Raw genomic sequence first — 17,817 nt, 5'->3', positions numbered from 1 at the left:
CTCAGCGCGGTCCGGCGAGGCCGGGATAGACCACGCGTACCATGCGGCGCTCGTCGGGGATCTCCGTGGCCGGCCGGCCCTTCGGCTCGGGCTGACCGATGGAACTCGTCGTCGCGACGTCGCTCGCCCTCAGGCGCCAGGCATCGTGCTCGCGCGCGCCGGGCGGCGGTCGGACCGGGCCTGCGCCGTCCGGAATGGTCCGCGCCTGGATGAGCACGACCATGCCGAAGGTCAGGATCGCGGTAGATCCGAGAATCGCGGGCAGGTTGGGAAGAAGATCGGTCAGGCGTGGCATCGAGGCGGCATCCGGCAGAGGCCACACAGTCGAGCGCAGTTCGCTTAACCGAGGCGCGAAGCTTGGCGGAACCCTCACAGTGTCCGGAGGTTTGCCAACAACTGTCGCGAGGCACGGTTAACGAGGATTCGATGGCAACCAAGGCCGTGACGAGCGCAAGCGCAGGTGCGGGAGGCTCCGCGCCGGAGCGGGTCCCGATGGGCACGGTGATCGACACCGACATCTCGGCCCGGCTCGACCGTCTGCCCTGGGGGCGTTTCCACGTCCTCGTCATCGTGGCACTCGGCATCACCTGGGTGCTCGACGGCCTCGAGGTGACCCTGGCAGGCTCCCTGGTTGGCGCCCTGCGGGCCGAGCCCATGAGCTTCACCGAGTTCGACATCGGGCTCGCGGCCAGTTCCTACCTCGTCGGTGCCGTGACCGGAGCGCTCGGCTTCGGCTGGCTCACCGACCGCATCGGCCGCAAGAAGCTGTTCTTCATCACGCTGGCGCTCTACCTCGCCGCCACCGCCGCCACCGGCCTGTCCTGGAACATCTACAGCTTCTGCCTCTTCCGCTTTCTCACCGGCGCCGGCATCGGCGGCGAGTACACCGCCATCAACTCGACGATCCAGGAACTCGTGCCCGCCCGCGTGCGCGGCTGGACGGACCTCGTCATCAACGGCTCGTTCTGGATCGGGGCGGCGATGGGCTCCTTCCTCTCCATCGTCGTGCTGCGCCCGGGAATGATCGACCCGGCCTGGGGCTGGCGCATCGCCTTCTTCGTCGGCGGCGGCATCGGTCTCGTCATCCTGCTCCTGCGGACCTGGATTCCCGAAAGCCCGCGCTGGCTCGCCACCCACGGTTACGTGGCGGAGGCCGACCGCGTCGTCACCAGCATCGAGAAGCGCTTCACCGACGAGGGCCATACCCTGCCGCCCATCGACGAAGCCAAGCGGATGAAGCTGAGGACCCGCAGCCACACACCCCTCAAGGAGGTGTTCGGCACCATGCTGGTCGGCCACCGCAAGCAGACCCTGGTGGGCCTCGCCCTGATGGTGGCGCAGGCGTTCTTCTACAACGCCTTGTTCTTCACCTACGCGCTCGTGCTCCAGCGGTTCTACAACGTGCCGGGCGACCATGTCGGCTGGTACCTGCTGCCCTTCGCCCTGGGCTCTTTCCTCGGTCCGCTGCTTCTGGGCCGCCTGTTCGACACGATCGGCCGCCGCCCGATGATCGCCTTCACGTACGGCATCTCGGCCGTGCTGCTCACCATCACGGGCTACCTGTTCAAGATCGACGTGTTCGGCCCCGTTGGCCAGACGGCGGCCTGGATGGTGGTGTTCTTCTTCGCCTCGGCGGCCGCGAGCGCGGCCTACCTCACCGTCGCGGAGACCTTTCCGCTGGAGATCCGGGCCCTTGCCATCGCGGTGTTCTACGCCCTCGGCACCGGCATCGGCGGCGTCTCCGGCCCGCTCCTGTTCGGCGCCCTGGTGGAGACGGGCTCGCGCGACAACGTGCTGATCGGCTACCTGATCGGTGCCGCCCTGATGGCTGTGGCGGCGGTCGTCGGCGGCCTCTTCGGCACGGCGGCCGAGGGCAAATCCCTGGAGGACGTCTCGAAACCCCTGGCGGCGGCGTAGAAACGCGCTGCCTGGTGCCGGCAAAGCTTGAAACCGCCGGGGATGGTTCGTGTTGATCCGGGCAAAACCCTGTCACGCCCATCCCCGGAAGGACATCATGCGGATCATTCCCACCACGCTCGCGCTGGTCCTGGCCAGCGGCTCCCTCGCGCTCGCACAGGGCAATGCCCCGGCCGAGATCAAGCAGCCCGGCCCACCGCGCATGACGCAGTCCGGTGTCACCGGCGAGCCGGTGGTGAAGCCCGGCGGCATCGACAATGGCGGTCCGGGCTCGATCGGTACCGTGGCGCCGGGGGCCACGGGCGCCTCCAGCGTCTCGAACAATTCCGGGGCCTCCGGTAACGCCGAGCAGAACCAGAAGCCGATCGGCAACACGGGCGGCGGTGGCGGCGGCGGAAGCTGAGGCGTCAGTCTTCGCGGCGCGCGGCGAAGAACGCGCGCAGGAGGCCGGCGGCTTCCGCCTCCCGGAAGCCGCCATAGACCTCCGGCCTGTGATGACAGGTCGGCTGGTTGAACACCCGGGACCCGTGCTCCACCGCCCCGCCCTTCGGGTCGGAGGCGGCGAAGTACAGGCGGCGGATGCGCGCGAATGCGATCGCGCCCGCGCACATCGGACAGGGTTCGAGGGTCACGTAGAGGTCGCAGCCGTTCAGGCGCTCGTCGTCGAGGGCGGTGCAGGCCGCCCGAATCGCCAGGATTTCCGCATGGGCCGTCGGGTCGCGCAGGGCGCGCGGGCGGTTGTGCGCCACGGCGACGACCCTGCCGTCCTTCACCACCACGGCCCCGACCGGCACCTCACCCTCCGCCGCCGCGCGGCGCGCCGCCGCGAAAGCGAGGCTCAACGGATCGTCGGGCTCCATGGGCGAGACGGGAGGGTGCGAGGCCGGCGCGGACATACCCGCGTTCTAGCCCGGCGCGCGAACGCCGGAAACCGACGGCTCTTCGTGTCTGTATGTTACGGGCCGGAACATCGCACCGACGTGGCCGTTGGGAAGGGCACTGCGGCCAAGTCGAACGACGTCGACGCCGCCAACCATGGACGAGGAGCGCACGATGAGCAGCACCACCGACAAGATCAAAGGTCTCGCCAACGAGGCCGTCGGCAACGTCAAGCAGGGCATCGGCAACGTCACCGACAACGACAAGCTCAAGGCCGAGGGCAAGGCCCAGGAGCTGAAGGGCGAGACGCAGAAGACCGTGGGCGATGCCAAGGACGGCGTGAAGAACGCCGCCGACACGGTGAAGAGCAAGCTCTGAGCACGATTTCCGGAGTCTGAGCTCCCGAAACGGCGAGTGGGAAAGGCGGCGCGAGCCGCCTTTTCGCGTTTTTCCGTGAAACGACGGGGGTGCCGCGACGCATTCGCGCGGGATCACTCGCAACACGGCCTGCGCTCTGTTATGGGGCAGGCATGACCGACAAGACTGACGACACGATGGGCGGGGCCGCGGACGCACCTGCCAAGAAATCCCGTTCGAAGACCAAGGCGCCTCCGAAGATTCCGGCTTCAGCGCCGGTGGCTGCCGCGGCTGAGACCGTGGAGCCGGCCGTACTCGAAGACGAGGCGGTGAAGCCCGCCAAGGCTGCGACGAAGACGAAGGCCGGATCGGCCAAGTCGATCACAGCCAAGTCCGAGGTGGTGAAGTCCACCGCTGACAAGCCCGAAGTCGCCAAGCCCAAGACGGCCAAATCCAAAGCGCCCAAGGTTGAGGCGCCCAAGTCGGAGGCCGGCGACGTCGCGTTCGATCTGGCGCCGGTCGAGGCCGCGAAGGCCCAGGCCCCCGAACCTGCGGTACCCGAGCCGAAGGCGCCCGCCGCGAAGCGTGCCCGGACCAAGACCGCCCCCGAAGCGCCCGAACCACAGGTCTCCGAGGCGCCGGCCGCGAAGCCCGAGCCGTCCGAGCCCTGGGCTCCGGCCACGGATGCGGGCATTCCCGGCAACTCGGCCGAGGAAAAGCCGAAGGTCCGCCACGCCGCCATGCCGCGCGCCGCCCTGCCCCGTGGGGGCGATGCGCCCCTGCGCCGCAAGCCTCCCGCGAAGGCCGCGCCGGCGGCGGAATCGGTTGGGAGCGCCCCTGCCGGGGCCTCCTCGGCGGACGGCGCGACGCCCGAGGGCGACCGCATCGCCAAGGCGATCGCCCGCGCCGGCATCGCCTCGCGCCGCGACGCCGAGGCGATGATCGAGCAGGGCCGCGTAACCCTGAACGGCCGGGTGCTGACCTCGCCCGCCATCAACGTCACCCCCGACGACCGGATCACCGTCGACGGCGAGCCGCTGCCCGCCCGCGAGCGCACCCGCCTGTGGATCTACCACAAGCCGCGCGGCCTCGTGACCACGGCCCGCGACCCCGAAGGCCGCCAGACCGTCTTCGACAACCTGCCCGAGGATCTGCCCCGCGTCGTCGCCATCGGGCGCCTCGACATCAACACCGAGGGGCTGCTCCTCCTCACCAACGACGGCGGCCTCGCCAAGGTCATCGCCCACCCGGATACCGGATGGCTGCGCCGCTACCGCGTGCGTGCCCATGGCGACACCAGCCAGGCGGAGCTCGACAAGCTGCGTCGCGGCGTGACCGTCGACGGCATGGATTACGGCCCGGTCGAGGCGACCCTGGACCGCGCGTCCGGCGACAACCTCTGGCTGACGCTTGGCCTGCGCGAGGGCAAGAACCGTGAGGTCAAGGTCATCCTCGAGCATCTCGGACTGGCGGTGAACCGGCTGATCCGCCTGTCGTTCGGGCCGTTCCAGCTCGGCGACCTCGAAGCGGGGCTCGCCGAGGAGATCCGCACCAAGGTCCTCAAGGAACAGCTCGGCCCGGCCCTCTCGGAGCAGGCCGGCGTCGATTTCGAGAGCCCGGTGCGCGAGCCGATCGCGCCCTTCGGTTCGCCCAAGCAGCAGGCCAAGCAGCCCGCCCGCAGCGCCTCGGCCGCCCAGCGCCGCGAGCCGCGCGGCTATGACGACGAGGGGTCGCGCGGCGGAAGCCGACCGATGGCACCGGCCAAGCCCGCCAGGGTGCCGACCGGTGGCAACAGCGCCGGCCCGCGCCGCTCCGTCTGGCGCGCCGAGGACGAGGCCCGTCCGGAGGATGCGCCGCGCCGGGTGAAGATCCCGCGCCGGGGCGCCGACCCGAAGGCCGAGCGCGAGGCCGCGGCCGCACGTGGCCGCGAGCGCGTCGGCGCGATCAGCACGGGCGAGCGCCGCGTGCTGGTGGAGCGCCTGAAGTCGAGCCCGCAGGAGCCGGCGCCCGCCCCGCACCGCCGCGACAGCGCGGCCCGCGCGGAGGCCCCGGCCCGCACGGTTCGGCAGGCCGACGACCGTCCGGTGCGGCGTGGTCCCGACGCGGGGCGCCCGCCCCGCAGTTTCGCCGATGCGGGGCGTCCGCCCCGGAGCTTCGGCAATGAAGGGCGGCCGCCGCGCCGCGATGAGGACCGCCCGCGCGAGGACGGCGCCGAACGTCGTGGCCCGCCGCCCGGCAGCGAGGATCGTCCCCGCGGCCCGTTCCGGACCCAGGCCAGCCGCTTCACGGGCGAGGAGCGCGGCGGCCGGAGTTCGGCCCACCGTGGCGACCGGTCCGACGGAGCGCGCGGCGACAAGCCGAGCGGATTTCGTGGTGACAAGCCGAGCGGTTTCCGCGGCGGCGAACGGACCGGCGGCTTCAAGGCCGGCGGAGCCCGGCCGGAGGGCGATCGCGGCGGCTTCAAGGGCGCCGGCAAGCCGGGCGGCTTCAAGGCCGGTGGCTTCAAGGATGGTGGTAAGCCCGGCGGGGCCGGCAGGTCCGGCAAGCCCGCTGGGGCGGGCAAGCCCGGCGGCTTCAGCCGGGGCGGTGCGGGCGGCGGCAAGCCCGGCGGCTTCAACAAGCCCGGCGGCGGCGCGGGCCGTCCGCCGCGCGGCGGCAGCCGGTGAGGATCGTCGGCGGCGATCATCGTGGTCGCCGCCTCGCCACCCCGAAGACCGACGCGATCCGTCCGACCTCGGATCGCCTGCGCGAGGCAATCTTCAACGTCCTGGCGCATGCCTATGACGACGCGGTCGTCGGCGCACGGGTGCTCGACCTGTTCGCCGGCACCGGCGCGCTCAGCTTCGAGGCCCTGTCGCGGGGCGCGGCCTACGCCCTCCTCGTCGACGAGGGCGCGGAGGCGCGGGCGCTGATCCGCGAAAACATCGAGGCCTTCGGTGCGGAGGGCGCGACCCGGCTGTTCCGGCGCGACGCCACCCGCCTCGGTCCCGCCGGCACCAGCGGCACCTTCACCCTGGTGTTCTGCGATCCACCTTACAACCGCGACCTCGCGCCGGCCGCGTTGACCAGCGCGGCGGAAGGCGGCTGGCTCGCCCCCGGCGCCTTGGTGCTGGTCGAGGAAGCGGCCAGCGTCCAGGTCGCCCTGCCGGCGGGCTTCACGGCGCTAGAACGCCGTGTCTACGGCGACACCGCCCTGGCCTACGCGCGCTACGGCGCCTGAGCGCCGCGAAAGCCGCGCGTGGCGGGGACCCCCGGGCCGTCCCGCCGCGTTCCCCCGGCATGGTCCTCGAAGACGCCCTCACGGATCCCCACGCCGCCGAGCCGGTCGATGCCGCCCCAATCGATGCCCCGCGCGAAACCCGCCTCTGGCGGCCGCGCCGCGTCGTGGTGACGCCGGCCGCCCTAGAGCAGCCCCACGGCCGCGCGATGGTGGCGCGTGCCGAAGGCCTCGGCCTCGCCGTCGAGCGCCTTAAGAGCAATCGGATCCCCGCCACGCGGGACGCCGATCCGCGCCAGGCCTACCGCGAGGCCAAGGCGACCCTCGCCATCGTGGTGGCGCCGCCAACCAAGCTGAAATTGCAGCCGATCCCGCCGAGCGCGGACTGGCGCTTCGATCTGGCCGAGGGCTGCCCGGCCCACTGCCAGTATTGCTACCTGGCCGGGTCCCTGTCGGGGCCGCCGGTGACGCGGGCCTACGCCAACCTCGACGCGATCCTGGGCAATCTCGACGGCTATCTCGGGAACGGCAACGTCACCTCGGCGCAGGCGGCGCGGGCGCGGGAGGGCACGACCTTCGAGGCCTCCTGCTACACCGACCCGCTGGGCATCGAGCACCTGACCGGCTCGCTCTCGGCGGCGATCACGCATTTCGGGGCCTGGGACGCGCCCGTGCAGCTGCGCTTCACGACGAAGTTCGCCGCCGTCGCGCCGCTTCTCGCCCTGCCCCATCGCGGACGCACGCGGGTGCGCGTCTCGGTGAATGCCCGGGCGGCCGCCCGGTACGAGGGTGGCACCGCCAGCCTCGACGCACGCCTCGACGCCCTCGGCGCCCTTGCGCGGGCCGGCTACCCGGTCGGGCTCACCATCGCGCCGATCATGCCCGTGCCGGACTGGCCACAGGCCTACACGGACCTCCTTCGCGCGGCTTCCCGTGCCCTCCAGGGCGTACGCGACCTCGACCTGACGGTCGAACTCATCACCCACCGCTTCACGCCGGGCTCGAAGGAAGTTCTGCAGGGCTGGTATCCCGGCTCCGACCTGCCGATGCGCGAGGCCGAGCGCACCCGCAAGCTCACCAAGTTCGGCTCGGTGAAGTACGTCTATCCAGGTGACCTCATGCAGGCCATGCGGGAGACGATCAGCGCGGCGGTCGCGCGCGAGCTTCCCGGCGCCCGCCTGCTCTACTGGACCTGAGCTTCGCGCGTCTCCGGCGCTGCGTCCGCGCCGTCGAAGCGGGCACGGGCGTGCTGGATCGCCGGCAGGTTCGCGAAGGCCCATGCGCCCAGCGCCTGGACGGGGGCCTGCAGGGAACGGCCGAGGGCGGTCAGTTCATAATCCACCCGCGGCGGAATCGTCGGAGTGACGGTGCGCGTAACGAGTCCGTCGCGCTCCAGGCCCCGCAGGGTGAAGGTGAGCATCCGCTGCGAGATGCCTCCGATCAGACGCTTCAACTCATTGAAGCGGCGCGGTCCGTCCGTCAGCGTCATCACCACGAGGATGCTCCACTTATCGCCGATCCTCCCCAGCACCGTGCCGACCACCCGGCAATCGCCCGGGCGGTGTACGCGGTCCGCCGCAGTGTCGTCGCTGTGCCCCGGTTCCACGTATGTGCCTCCTTGCGCCGCTGCCGATCTGCTCATCTATAGCCACTCGGTACACTTCTGATACCGGGGACCCAACATGAAGCTCCTGCACGTCGACGGCAGCATCCTGGGCGATCATTCCGTCAGCCGCGCCGTCTCGGCCGCGATCGTCGCGCACCTGAAGGCCGGAGTGCCGGCTCTCGCGGTGACCTACCGGGATGTCGCCGCGCAGCCGATCCCGCACCTCTCGGGCGCCTACCTGGCAGGCCAGCAGCCCAACGCTACGAACACCTCCGACATCCAGAACGACGTGGAGCTCGGCCGCACGGTCCTGTCCGAGTTCCTGGCCGCCGACATCGTGGTGATCGGCGCGCCCCTCTACAACTTCACGATCTCGTCTCAGCTCAAGGCCTGGATCGACCGGATCCTCGTGGCTGGCCAGACCTTCAAGTATACGGAGAAGGGCGCGGTCGGCCTCGTGCCGGAGAAGCGCGTCATCGTCGCCGTGGCGCGCGGTGGGCTCTACGGTGAGGGCTCTCCCAGCGCAAAGGTCGAGCATGCCGAGACCTATCTGCGCGTCGTCCTCGGTTTCATCGGCGTGACGAACCCCGAATTCGTGATCGCGGAGGGCATCGCCCTCGGTCCGGAGGCCCGCGAGAAAGCCCTCGCAGGGGCGCTCGAGGCCGCCGGAAAGATTCCGCCGGCCTGAGGCCGCCGGACCGATCGCCGGCAGCTCTCATGTCGTGACCGAAAAAGAGCGAAGCGATTTTCCGCTCTGAGGTCCGGATAAGACCGAAGTCGTTTCCCGGATAACAGCGATCCGAAACGCCGTTTTCCGGGATAACAGCGAAGCCTCGAAAATTACGCCCTTCGTCAGGCTTTTTCCGACGCCCTCGCGCCCTGCGCAAATATCAGCATCCAGAATAACATCGAAGCGATGCCTCCAGGAGTACCGAATAAGAGAGAAGCGAATTCGGTTGGCTTCCAGGCCAAGGGTGAGCCGATGGCATGGCCCACGTCAGCCTGCCCTCAGCCGGTATTCCCGATCTCTTAGGCCATGGCGAGCCAACCGGCGTAACGCTCGAACTCGGTGCAAAGGGGTTGCGCTTGCGGGAATGACCCTGACGAGAGAGCCGAGAGACTGTCCGTCGCCAAAGGGCTGGTCATCCGCGGGTGGCTTCAAACCCGGGTTCGGCTGGCATCTCAGCGGCGGCCGAACAGCCGCTCGATGTCGTGCAGCTTCAGCTCCACGAAGGTCGGGCGGCCGTGGTTGCAGGTGCCCGCGAGGGGGGTCGCCTCCATCTCGCGCAGGAGGGCGTTCATCTCCTCCGGCCGCAGGCGCCGCCCGGCCCGGATCGAGCCGTGGCAGCTCATGCGCGAGAGGATCGCGTCGAGGCGGCGGCCGAGGGGGCCGCCGCCTTCGTCGGTGCCGTCTGGGCTGTCATCCTCGAGCCCGCTCGCGGTGAGCGCGTCGAGGATGTCGGTGACGAGGTTGCGGATTGAGGCGTTGGCCAGGGCGGCGGGCACCGCGCGGACCAGCACGGCGCCGCTGCCGAAGGCCTCCAGGGTCAGGCCGAGCCGGTCGAGGTCGGGGGCGGCGGCCACGAGGCGCTCCGCGTCCCCCGGCGCCATCTCCACCACGTCGGGAATCAGTAGGCCCTGGCGGGCGATGCCGCCGCGGGCCCGTTCGCCCTTGAGGCGCTCGTAGACGAGGCGCTCATGCGCCGCGTGCTGGTCCACCAGCACGAGGCCGTCGGCGGTCTGGGCCACGATGTAGGTCTCGTGCAGCTGCGCCCGCGCCGCTCCGAGGGGATGCGCCACGGCCTCGGCGAGTTCGCCCTCGGGGAGCGCCCGCAGATCCGCCGAGGGGGCCGCGAAATCGTGCCGGAAGGCCGCCTGGGGCGCCTCGGCGAGGCCCGCGAAGGCGGGAGCGCGCGGCGCGGAGACGTAGCCGGACGGCGCCGCGACGGACGGCCATCCCCGGGGTTGCGCGGCGTTCGGCGCCGGGTAGGCGCTCGCACCCGAATGCACGGCGTAACCCGATCCGGGCAGGCTTGATGTGGGGAGGCTCGCCGGGCGCAGGGCATCCAGGGTGCGGGCCGCCCCCGTGGTCGAACCGCGCAGGCCCGCCTGCCGCAGGGTCTCGTGGATCGCGCTGACGATGAGCCCCCGGATCAGGCCGGGGTCGCGGAAGCGGACCTCCGTCTTGGCCGGGTGCACGTTGACGTCGACGAGGGCTGGGTCGCACAGGATCGCGAGCGCCAGGACCGGGTGCCGGTCCGAGCTCATCGTGTCGGCATAGGCGCCCCGCACGGCCCCGAGCAGCAGGCGGTCGCGCACCGGACGACCGTTCACGGTGAAGTGGATCTGGTTGGCGTTGCCCCGGTGGTAGCTCGGCAGCCCGATATGCCCGGCAAGCGCGAGGCCCTCGCGCGCCATGGCGAGCGGCGCCGAATTGGCGGCGAAATCGGTCCCGAACACCCCGGTCAGCCGGCGCAGGGTCGCCGCACTCCCCGTATCGGCCTCGGCCGGGAACACCTGCGGGGGCCCGCTCTCGGAGCGCAGGACGAGGCGGATGCCGGGCTGGGCCACCGCGAGGCGCCGCAGGATGTCGCCGATGGCGGCGGTCTCGGCCCGGTCGGACTTGAGGAACTTGAGCCGTGCCGGCGTCGCGCAGAACAGGTCAGCCACCTCGATGCGGGTGCCGCGTGCGCTGGGCGCGGGGCGGACCTCGCCTTTCACCCCGGCATCCACCGTGAGGGTGGCGCCGGTGTCGGCATCCGCCGTCCGGCTCGTCAGGGTCAGCCGGGCCACGGCGCCGATCGAGGGCAGCGCCTCGCCGCGAAAGCCCAGCGTGTCGATCCGGGTGAGGTCGCCGCCGGGCAGCTTCGAGGTGGCGTGGCGCTCGACCGCGAGGGCGAGGTCGTCGGCGCTCATGCCGGCGCCGTCATCGACCACGCGGATGAGGCGGCGCCCGCCCCCCTCGATGGTCACCTCGATGCTGCGTGCGCCCGCATCGATGGCGTTCTCGACGAGTTCCTTGACGGCGGAGGCCGGCCGCTCGACGACCTCGCCCGCCGCGATGCGGTCGACGAGGATTGGATCGAGGCGGCGGACGGGACGAAGGGGCGTGGCCATACCCGCTCGAGTATAGGAGGCCCGCTCCCCGCCCGAAAGGCTGCCGGCACGAACCGCCGGGGAAAGCTCTAGGCGACGCCCGAGCGCAGCAGGTCGTGGTAGTGGACGAGGCCCACCGGGCATTCGTTCTCGACGACGATCAGAGCGGTGATCTTCATCGATTCCTGGATCTCCAGGGCCTTGGCCAGGAGCGTCTCGGGGGCGACGGTGCGGGGCCGTGCGCTCATCAGCGCCTCGACGGCCAGGCTGTCGAGGTCGGTGCGGAAGACGTTGCGGCGCAGGTCGCCGTCCGTGAGGATGCCGGCCAAGCGCCCGTCGGCCTCCACCACAACCACCGACCCGAAGCCCTTGGCGTCGATCTCCGCGATGGCCGCGCGCATCGGCGTGCCGCGCGCCACCGAGGGCAACTGGGCGCCCGTGTGCATCACCTCGCGGACCTGGCGCAGGGAAGCGCCGAGGCGCCCCCCCGGATGGTAGATCGAGAACTCGCGGGCGGAGAACCCGCGATGCTCCAGTAGCGCCACGGCCAGTGCATCCCCCAGCGCCAGCTGCATGGCCGTCGAGGTCGTCGGCGCCAAGCCGTTCGGACAGGCCTCGCGGGCCTTCGGCAGCGTCAGGCAGACATCCGCCTCGCGCCCGAGCGTCGAGCCGGCATTGGCGGTGATCGCGATGAGGCCGACGCGGTAGCGCTTGGCGTAGGCGATGATGTCGGCGAGTTCCGTGGTCTCGCCCGACCAGGACAGGGCGACCACCACGTCCTCCGGCTGGACCATGCCGAGATCGCCGTGGCTCGCCTCGGCCGGATGGACGTAGAGGGCGGGGGTTCCGGTGGAGGCCAGCGTCGCGGCGATCTTGCGCCCGACATGCCCGGACTTGCCCATGCCGGTGAGGATGGCGCGGCCCTTCGCGCCGGCGATGCGCGCCACGGCCGCGGTGAAGGCCTCGCCGAGGCCGTTGCCGATGGCCTCCATCAGGCAGGCGAGCCCGTCGCGCTCGGTCTCGATGGTGCGCAGGGCCGATGTCACGGCCGCGGAATGCGTGCTCGCGACCGCGGCGAGGTGCGGGCGCTGTGCCAGTGCTTTGTCTGCTGGAGCCATTCCGGGCCCGTATCCTTCGTCTGGTCGCGGGCCGCGCGGCGACCCGGAAAGGAAGGGCTATGGCGCCCGAATGTGGTCGGATGGCGGCTCCGCCCCGCGCGCCGGACGGCGTCGTGGATCGGTCGCCGGCCGGCGTTGACACCCCATTAACCGTGCCGGTTGTAGCCCTGTTAACCATGGCGGTTTCGCTCATCCGGAGCGGAGCGTCCGACGCTTGACGTTCCGATGCGCCGGAAGGCGCCAAGCACAGCGGAAAGACCCGATCCGTGACGCGCTCCGCGCCCAATCCAGGATGGCCGAACCGGAGCCTCGCCGGGCTCGCGGTGACGGCCGCCCTGGTTATCTCGCCGGGCACGCTCCGCGCACAGACCCAGTTCCCCTTCAGTTCCGGCCGGGACGCGCGACCCGACGAGGCCATCCCCGGCGCCAATCCGTTCCTGGCGAACGGCCTGCGCGGCAACACCTTCACGGCCCCGGGCACGACGGGCACCGACGCCACGCGAAGCGACGCCTCGGACAGCCCGACCTCCGGCGAGAACACGGGTGCCCGCGCCCCCACCCGGGCCCTCGCGGGGGCCCGATCGGGCAGTGCCACCGTCTTCAGCGGCACCAGCGGCGCCAATAACCGGGCGCCGACCAACCTGCTGCGCCAGCGCGCGGCGCCCCCGCGCCGGCTCGGCTCGGCGACCGTCCGGCCCACCCGCGCAGTCACGCAGACGAACGCCTACGACCTGCGCCTCACCCCCGTTGTGCGCAACCCGGTCGTGGGCGTGCCGTTGCCGACGCTCCTGCCGGCCGCCGGCGTGCAGACGCCCGGCTTCTTCCTCGGTACGGCCCTGCGCCGGCCGCTCGCCATCGACGAGGCCTATGCGCCGCTGGGGATCAAGGTCGGTACCTTCACGGTCCTGCCGGCGGTCCAGCAGAGCGTCGGCTACGACAGCAATCCGGACCAGATCAACAACCGCTTCGCCAAGCCTTCCCTCGCCCTGCGGACCGACGGCGAATTGCTCTTCCGCAGCGACTGGTCGTCGAGCGAGTTGAGCGGCGATCTGCGCGGCGGCTACAGCGATTATCCCGACAACACGGGCGCGAGCCGTCCCAACGGCGTGGGCGCCACGCGGCTGCGCGTCGACGTCAACCGGGACACGCGCATCGACGTGGAAGGACGTTTCCTCCTCGACACGCAGCGCGCCGGGACGCCCGACCTCGCCGCGGCCGTCACCAGCCGGCCGCTGGTGTCCACCTACGGCACCACGTTCGGCGTCACGGAGCGCTTCAATCGGCTGCAGGTGTCCGTGCGCGGGCTCTTCGACCGGTCCGATTTCGAGGACGCCCAGCTCGCCGGGGGCGCCATCCTGCGCCAGAGCGACCGCAACCAGAACCAGTTCGGCGTGCAACTCCGGGCCGGCTACGAGATCTCACCGGTGATCACGCCGTTCGTCGACGTGCTGGCCGACAACCGCATCTACGACATGCGGGTGGATTCCACCGGGATCCGACGTGATTCCGACGGCGTGACCCTGTCGGGCGGCGCGACCTTCGCGCTGGCCCGGTTCGTGACCGGCGAGGTCTCCGTCGGCCTGCAGCACCGGACCTACGTCGATCCGAGCCTGCGCGACCTCACGGCACCCGTCGTCAACGCAGCCCTGACCTGGATCGCCAGCCCCCTGACGACGGTGCGCTTCAGCGCCCTCACGGGCGTCACCGAGACCACGGTGGTGGGATCCAGCGGTGTCCTGACCCAGTCGGCCACGCTGGAGGTTCAGCACGACCTCCTGCGCAACCTCTCGCTCATCGGCGGCATCAGCTTGCTCTCGAACGACTACGACCGCGTCAACATCAACGAGCGCGGTTTCTCGGCCACCGCGCGCCTGGATTACCGCTTCAACCGCTGGCTCGCCATGCGCGGCAGCTACATCTATCAGCGCCTCGACAGCTCCGTGTCGGGGTCGAGCTTCCACGCCAACACATTCCTGCTGGGTCTGCGGATCAACCCCTGACCGGCGTGACCGGATCGCTCCGGCGGCTCAGCGCACCATCGCCAGAGAGGCGCCGGACTTCGAGAGGGCGCCGTCGAGGGCTCCGCCGCCCTGGCGCAGACGGGCCGTGACGGTTCCGCCCGGCTGGTAGAGGTAGACCTCGCCGTCGCGGTAGTCCCAGGCCGTGACCTTGGCGAGGTCCTTGTTCGGGCAGCTGGACGCGCTGGCTTTGTAGAGATCGAGGGCGGGCGCGCTCGACAGCGAGACCTTGCAGCTCGCCCCGGTTGCATCCTTGGCGTTCCATGTCCCGACCACGGAGGAGCGGCCGCTGGACACGATCGGCGGCGGGGGCGGGGCCACCGGCGCGATGGTGGGGGCGGGCTCGGGGGCGATCACCGGCGTGGCGGGGCCGACGGCGACGTCGGCGCCCACCGGCGGGGAGAAGTCCGCCGGTGCGGCCGTGGCGCCCGGCGGGGGCGCCAGGGGCGCGGAGGTCACGGGTCCCGACGGCATGGCCGGGGCGATCGGCTCCAGGGAGGCCTGCGGGCCCGGGGCGGCGCGGCCCCGCACCGGCCCGTCGAAGCGCTGGGAGGCACAGGCGCCGAGGCCGGCGGTGAGCGCGAGGATAGCGGCTGTCGACAGGAGCGAACGCGGCATCGGCGGCAAATTCCGAACTGGGGTCGGGGCTGATGCCCCTCGTTCGGGTCTGCCTCACCGGCAATTGCGCTGGCCGCAAGGCAACGTGTGGCGCGTTCACGGGAATCCGCTGTCGCGAACCGCGTTTGCGCGCCGGTGTGGCGCCCGCGCCTCAGGGATCGATGCCGTCGATGGCGAGGCGCAGGTGCTTGGGACCGCGCAGGGCCGAGCCCGGCCGGTAGGGCGGCGGGTCCGCGATCAGGCGCGGATTCCTCAGCCGGCGCGCCAGCGCCACCAGGGCGGCCTCGACCTCGAAGCGGGCCAGGGGGGCCCCCACGCAATAGTGCAGGCTGCCGCCGAAACCGAGGTGACGGTTGTCGGTCCGGTCGGGATCGAAGCGCTCCGGTTCGGCATAGACATCCGGGTCGCGGTTGCCGGCCGCGAGCATCAGCACCACGGGCGCGCCCTCGGGAATCGTCACCTCGCCGTGCGGGATCGGGCAGAGTGCCGTCCGGGTCCGGAACTGCACCGGAGGCTCGTAGCGCAGCAATTCCTCGACCACGCGCGGCGCGCGCTCCGGGTCCTCGCGCAGGCGACGCAGTTCCTCCGGGTGGCGCAGGAGCGTGAGCATGCCGTTGGTGATCAGGTTCACCGTGGTCTCGTGGCCGGCGACCAGCATGAGGATCGCGGTGGCGATGAGGTCGAAATCGCCCATGCGGGGGGCGCCGTCCGCGCCCTCGCCCGCCAGTCCCGTCAGCATGTCGTCCTTCGGGTCCCGGCGCTTCTGCGCGATCAGGCCCTTCATGTACTCGGAGATGACGTCGAAGGTGCGGCTGTTCTCGGCCCGGGCCTCGTCGTTCTGGAGGTTGTCGGGCTCCAGAGCTGTAGCGAGCTGCGTCGCCCAGCCGTGGAATTTCTCCTCGTCCTCCGGCGGCACCCCGAGGAGTTCGCAGATGATCGTCACGGGCAGCGGGTAGGCGAGATCGTCGACGATATCGATGGCCCGCGCGTCGCCCAGTTTGTCGAGGATTTCGTCCACCAGTTGGTGCGAGCGCGCGCGCATCGCCTGGACCCGCTGATGCGTGAACTGATGCATCACGGCGGCCCGCAGGGTGTCGTGGTCGGGCGGGTCACGGAAGATGAAAGGCCGGTGCGTGTCCGTGATGTAATCGCGCACGGGCTTCACGAGCCAGTCCTTGAGCGGATTGCCGGTCTTCGGCCGGTCGGCCGGCGGTAGGGTCTCGGAACTCACGCGCGGATCGTGCAGCAGGCTGCTGATCGCGGCGTGGCTCGCCGCCACGTAGGTGCCGTCCTCCTGTCGTGAGACCGGGCATTCCCGCAACGCCGCGAGGAGCGGGTACGGGTCCGGCCGGTTGGCCTCGTCCTTGATCTGGGCGAACAGGGTGTCGTCGCTCATCGTTCGTCCTTGCCGGTCCGCGCGGCATCGCCGGGTCTGGAGCCGTGGGGTTCGGGAAAGCCCGGCGCGAACACCGTGAGGGGGCCCGCATCCACGCCGCCGGCGTCGGGTGGGAAGGGAGCGCCGGCTGCGATCCGCTCGGCATAGGCCGGGAGCCAACGCGCGCAGTCGAAGGAGACCGCCGCGATGCAGCGCCCCGCCTGACCGTAGACGGCGAGGAAACGGCCCTCCTTGGGGTCGCCACGCGCGATCACCACACCGTCCGCGCCCTTGGTCAGCCCCACCGACTTGATGGTGATCCCGCCCTGGCTCGACCAGAAGGCCGGGACATCGGCGTAACGCGCCGGTTCGCACCCCGCGAGGAGACGGCCCGCGTGCTCCCCCTGCGCCACCGCGTGGCCCCAATGCTCCAGGGCGATGCGGTGTCCGGGATAGAGCGGATGCGGAAAGCGCGCCACATCGCCGGCCGCCGCGATGCGGGTGTCGGGTTGCTCGTCCTCATCGAGGACGTAACCCTGAGCATCGCAGTCGAGCCCCCCTTCATCGAAGGCGAGGCCGGAGCCGGCGAGCCAGCCGGTGTTGCGCAACGCTCCAAGCGCAACCACGACGAGGTCGGCCGGAACGGCACTGCCGTCCGCGAGGCGGGCGCGCCGGACCCGGCCTGTGCCGTCGTCCTCCAGGGCCTCGACCTTGGCATTGCAGCGGATCGTGACGCCGCGGGTCTCGTGCAGCGTCTGAACCACCGCGCCGAGATGCGCGCCGAGCACGCTCGCCAGCAGGGCCGGGCCCGTCTCCACCAGGGTGACGGGCAGGCCGAGGTCCCGGCACGCGGCCGCGACCTCGCAGCCGATGAAGCCGCCGCCGATGACGAGAACCTGGGTTGGCCCTGCCGCGAGATCGCGGCGTAGTGCCTGCGCGTCGTCCCGGCCGCGCAGGGTATGCACTCCCGCCAGCCGGCCCTCGGCAGAATTCGGCCAGGCCCGCGCCGAAGCGCCTGTTGCGATGAGGAGGCGGTCGTAAGCGATGGTCTCTCCGCCCCCCAGGGTCACGATGCGCCTCGTGCGGTCGAGGCCGATGGCCGGGGCGCCGAGGCGCCAGTCCGCGTCGAGCGCGACGAGGTTCGGCAATCCGGTGGCATCGGGAGCGACCGCACCGGTCAGCACCGCCTTCGACAGGGGCGGCCGGTCGTAGGGGCGGTGCGGCTCGGCCCCCACGATGGTCAGCGGGCCCGCGAAGCCCGATCGGCGCAGACTCTCGGCGCCGCGCAGGCCTGCGAGTGAGGCCCCCACCACCACGACACGCGCTTCCGAACCGATCATCGGCGCGAAGTCCCGGTGTTCTCGACGCGGATCGCCTGGACCGGGCAGGCGATGCGGGCACGCTCGATGTCGGCGCGCGCGCCCGTCGAGGGCGCGGGATCGTAGTGAAGGGCCTCGCGCCCCTTCAGGACGAAGTGGTCCGGCGCCGCGTAGCAGCACTGGGCATAGGCCTGGCAGAGGTTGAGGTCGACGGTGACCCTCAGGCCAGCGGCGGAGGGCGCCGGGCTCGAGCCCGTCACGGATGGTGCGGAATTGTCGGACATGCCAAGCGGAATG

The 17,817-nt window shown here is 71.3% G+C and carries 17 protein-coding genes; 8 read left to right on the top strand and 9 right to left on the bottom strand.

The features are described 5' to 3' along the window. Position 1: 1 nt before the first annotated feature. A complete protein-coding gene (locus MKK58_RS21015) occupies positions 2 to 295 on the bottom strand; it encodes a hypothetical protein (protein WP_243914488.1) in 294 nt (97 codons plus the stop codon). A gap of 131 nt (positions 296 to 426) precedes the next feature. Here MKK58_RS21015 and MKK58_RS21010 point away from each other — a divergent pair, with 131 nt between their 5' ends. Together MKK58_RS21010 and MKK58_RS21005 are read left to right on the top strand one after the other, a co-directional pair. Beyond that, positions 427 to 1,917 carry an MFS transporter gene (locus tag MKK58_RS21010; protein WP_279578488.1) on the top strand — a complete coding sequence of 497 codons (1,491 nt, stop codon included), beginning with the start codon at positions 427 to 429 and terminating at the stop codon, positions 1,915 to 1,917. Positions 1,918 to 2,014: 97 nt separating this feature from the next. Next, positions 2,015 to 2,320, top strand: coding sequence for a hypothetical protein (locus MKK58_RS21005; RefSeq protein ID WP_243914486.1), 306 nt, complete (start codon positions 2,015 to 2,017; stop codon positions 2,318 to 2,320). 4 nt (positions 2,321 to 2,324) lie between these two features. On the opposite strand, the gene MKK58_RS21000 is transcribed toward MKK58_RS21005, so the two are convergent. Then, on the bottom strand, positions 2,325 to 2,777 hold the full coding sequence (locus MKK58_RS21000; protein WP_243914809.1) for a nucleoside deaminase: 453 nt from the start codon (positions 2,775 to 2,777) through the stop codon (positions 2,325 to 2,327). A 193-nt stretch (positions 2,778 to 2,970) separates the two neighbouring features. Here MKK58_RS21000 and MKK58_RS20995 point away from each other — a divergent pair, with 193 nt between their 5' ends. From MKK58_RS20995 to MKK58_RS20980, 4 genes are all read left to right on the top strand, one after another. Beyond that, positions 2,971 to 3,174: a CsbD family protein gene (locus tag MKK58_RS20995; RefSeq protein ID WP_056474959.1), complete on the top strand. Its 204-nt coding sequence runs from the start codon at positions 2,971 to 2,973 to the stop codon at positions 3,172 to 3,174. A 719-nt stretch (positions 3,175 to 3,893) separates the two neighbouring features. Then, positions 3,894 to 5,819 (top strand): pseudouridine synthase, encoded by a 1,926-nt coding sequence (locus MKK58_RS20990; RefSeq protein ID WP_243914808.1) that lies wholly within the window; start codon positions 3,894 to 3,896, stop codon positions 5,817 to 5,819. After that, positions 5,816 to 6,373 carry a 16S rRNA (guanine(966)-N(2))-methyltransferase RsmD gene (gene rsmD / locus MKK58_RS20985; RefSeq protein WP_243914484.1) on the top strand — a complete coding sequence of 186 codons (558 nt, stop codon included), beginning with the start codon at positions 5,816 to 5,818 and terminating at the stop codon, positions 6,371 to 6,373. Before MKK58_RS20990 ends, rsmD begins: the two co-directional genes overlap by 4 nt. A gap of 59 nt (positions 6,374 to 6,432) precedes the next feature. Further along, complete coding sequence (locus MKK58_RS20980) at positions 6,433 to 7,566, top strand: spore photoproduct lyase family protein (protein WP_243914482.1); 1,134 nt, start codon at positions 6,433 to 6,435, stop codon at positions 7,564 to 7,566. On the opposite strand, the gene MKK58_RS20975 is transcribed toward MKK58_RS20980, so the two are convergent. Next, positions 7,554 to 7,976 (bottom strand): winged helix-turn-helix transcriptional regulator, encoded by a 423-nt coding sequence (locus tag MKK58_RS20975; RefSeq protein WP_243914481.1) that lies wholly within the window; start codon positions 7,974 to 7,976, stop codon positions 7,554 to 7,556. The genes MKK58_RS20980 and MKK58_RS20975 overlap by 13 nt on opposite strands. Positions 7,977 to 8,052: 76 nt before the next feature. Here MKK58_RS20975 and MKK58_RS20970 point away from each other — a divergent pair, with 76 nt between their 5' ends. After that, positions 8,053 to 8,664 carry an FMN-dependent NADH-azoreductase gene (locus tag MKK58_RS20970; protein WP_243914480.1) on the top strand — a complete coding sequence of 204 codons (612 nt, stop codon included), beginning with the start codon at positions 8,053 to 8,055 and terminating at the stop codon, positions 8,662 to 8,664. Between the two features lie 494 nt (positions 8,665 to 9,158). Here MKK58_RS20970 and mutL read toward each other — a convergent pair whose 3' ends face one another. Together mutL and MKK58_RS20960 are read right to left on the bottom strand one after the other, a co-directional pair. Further along, positions 9,159 to 11,093 carry a DNA mismatch repair endonuclease MutL gene (gene mutL, locus MKK58_RS20965; RefSeq protein WP_243914479.1) on the bottom strand — a complete coding sequence of 645 codons (1,935 nt, stop codon included), beginning with the start codon at positions 11,091 to 11,093 and terminating at the stop codon, positions 9,159 to 9,161. A 68-nt stretch (positions 11,094 to 11,161) separates the two neighbouring features. Beyond that, positions 11,162 to 12,190 (bottom strand): SIS domain-containing protein, encoded by a 1,029-nt coding sequence (locus MKK58_RS20960; RefSeq protein ID WP_243914476.1) that lies wholly within the window; start codon positions 12,188 to 12,190, stop codon positions 11,162 to 11,164. A gap of 266 nt (positions 12,191 to 12,456) precedes the next feature. On the opposite strand from MKK58_RS20960, the gene MKK58_RS20955 reads away from it, so the two are divergent. Beyond that, entirely contained in the window at positions 12,457 to 14,190 is a 1,734-nt protein-coding gene (locus tag MKK58_RS20955) for an outer membrane beta-barrel protein (protein WP_243914474.1), read from the top strand. Between the two features lie 27 nt (positions 14,191 to 14,217). On the opposite strand, the gene MKK58_RS20950 is transcribed toward MKK58_RS20955, so the two are convergent. From MKK58_RS20950 to MKK58_RS20935, 4 genes are all read right to left on the bottom strand, one after another. Further along, entirely contained in the window at positions 14,218 to 14,826 is a 609-nt protein-coding gene (locus tag MKK58_RS20950; RefSeq protein ID WP_243914472.1) for an AprI/Inh family metalloprotease inhibitor, read from the bottom strand. A 151-nt stretch (positions 14,827 to 14,977) separates the two neighbouring features. Further along, a complete protein-coding gene (locus tag MKK58_RS20945) occupies positions 14,978 to 16,222 on the bottom strand; it encodes a cytochrome P450 (RefSeq protein ID WP_243914470.1) in 1,245 nt (414 codons plus the stop codon). Next, complete coding sequence (locus MKK58_RS20940; RefSeq protein ID WP_243914468.1) at positions 16,219 to 17,541, bottom strand: NAD(P)/FAD-dependent oxidoreductase; 1,323 nt, start codon at positions 17,539 to 17,541, stop codon at positions 16,219 to 16,221. The genes MKK58_RS20945 and MKK58_RS20940 overlap by 4 nt, the downstream gene beginning before the upstream one ends. Then, a complete protein-coding gene (locus MKK58_RS20935; protein ID WP_243914466.1) occupies positions 17,538 to 17,804 on the bottom strand; it encodes a ferredoxin in 267 nt (88 codons plus the stop codon). Before MKK58_RS20935 ends, MKK58_RS20940 begins: the two co-directional genes overlap by 4 nt. Positions 17,805 to 17,817 lie beyond the last annotated feature (13 nt).

The sequence above is a fragment of the Methylobacterium sp. J-078 genome, from assembly GCF_022829285.1.
GTDB lineage: Bacteria > Pseudomonadota > Alphaproteobacteria > Rhizobiales > Beijerinckiaceae > Methylobacterium.
The sequence above is the reverse complement of the archived record's forward strand: the minus strand, read 5'-3'. Positions and strand labels throughout refer to the sequence as shown.

Coding starts and splice junctions, on each gene's coding strand:
- MKK58_RS20995 (WP_056474959.1), top strand. CDS start 2,971: ATGAGCAGCACCACCGACAAGATCAAAGGTCTCGCCAACGAGGCCGTC.
- MKK58_RS21005 (WP_243914486.1), top strand. CDS start 2,015: ATGCGGATCATTCCCACCACGCTCGCGCTGGTCCTGGCCAGCGGCTCC.
- MKK58_RS20990 (WP_243914808.1), top strand. CDS start 3,894: ATGCCGCGCGCCGCCCTGCCCCGTGGGGGCGATGCGCCCCTGCGCCGC.
- MKK58_RS20940 (WP_243914468.1), bottom strand. CDS start 17,541: ATGATCGGTTCGGAAGCGCGTGTCGTGGTGGTGGGGGCCTCACTCGCA.
- MKK58_RS20935 (WP_243914466.1), bottom strand. CDS start 17,804: ATGTCCGACAATTCCGCACCATCCGTGACGGGCTCGAGCCCGGCGCCC.
- MKK58_RS20950 (WP_243914472.1), bottom strand. CDS start 14,826: ATGCCGCGTTCGCTCCTGTCGACAGCCGCTATCCTCGCGCTCACCGCC.
- MKK58_RS20960 (WP_243914476.1), bottom strand. CDS start 12,190: ATGGCTCCAGCAGACAAAGCACTGGCACAGCGCCCGCACCTCGCCGCG.
- MKK58_RS21010 (WP_279578488.1), top strand. CDS start 427: ATGGCAACCAAGGCCGTGACGAGCGCAAGCGCAGGTGCGGGAGGCTCC.
- MKK58_RS20945 (WP_243914470.1), bottom strand. CDS start 16,222: ATGAGCGACGACACCCTGTTCGCCCAGATCAAGGACGAGGCCAACCGG.
- MKK58_RS21015 (WP_243914488.1), bottom strand. CDS start 295: ATGCCACGCCTGACCGATCTTCTTCCCAACCTGCCCGCGATTCTCGGA.
- MKK58_RS20970 (WP_243914480.1), top strand. CDS start 8,053: ATGAAGCTCCTGCACGTCGACGGCAGCATCCTGGGCGATCATTCCGTC.
- MKK58_RS20980 (WP_243914482.1), top strand. CDS start 6,433: ATGGTCCTCGAAGACGCCCTCACGGATCCCCACGCCGCCGAGCCGGTC.
- MKK58_RS21000 (WP_243914809.1), bottom strand. CDS start 2,777: ATGGAGCCCGACGATCCGTTGAGCCTCGCTTTCGCGGCGGCGCGCCGC.
- mutL (WP_243914479.1), bottom strand. CDS start 11,093: ATGGCCACGCCCCTTCGTCCCGTCCGCCGCCTCGATCCAATCCTCGTC.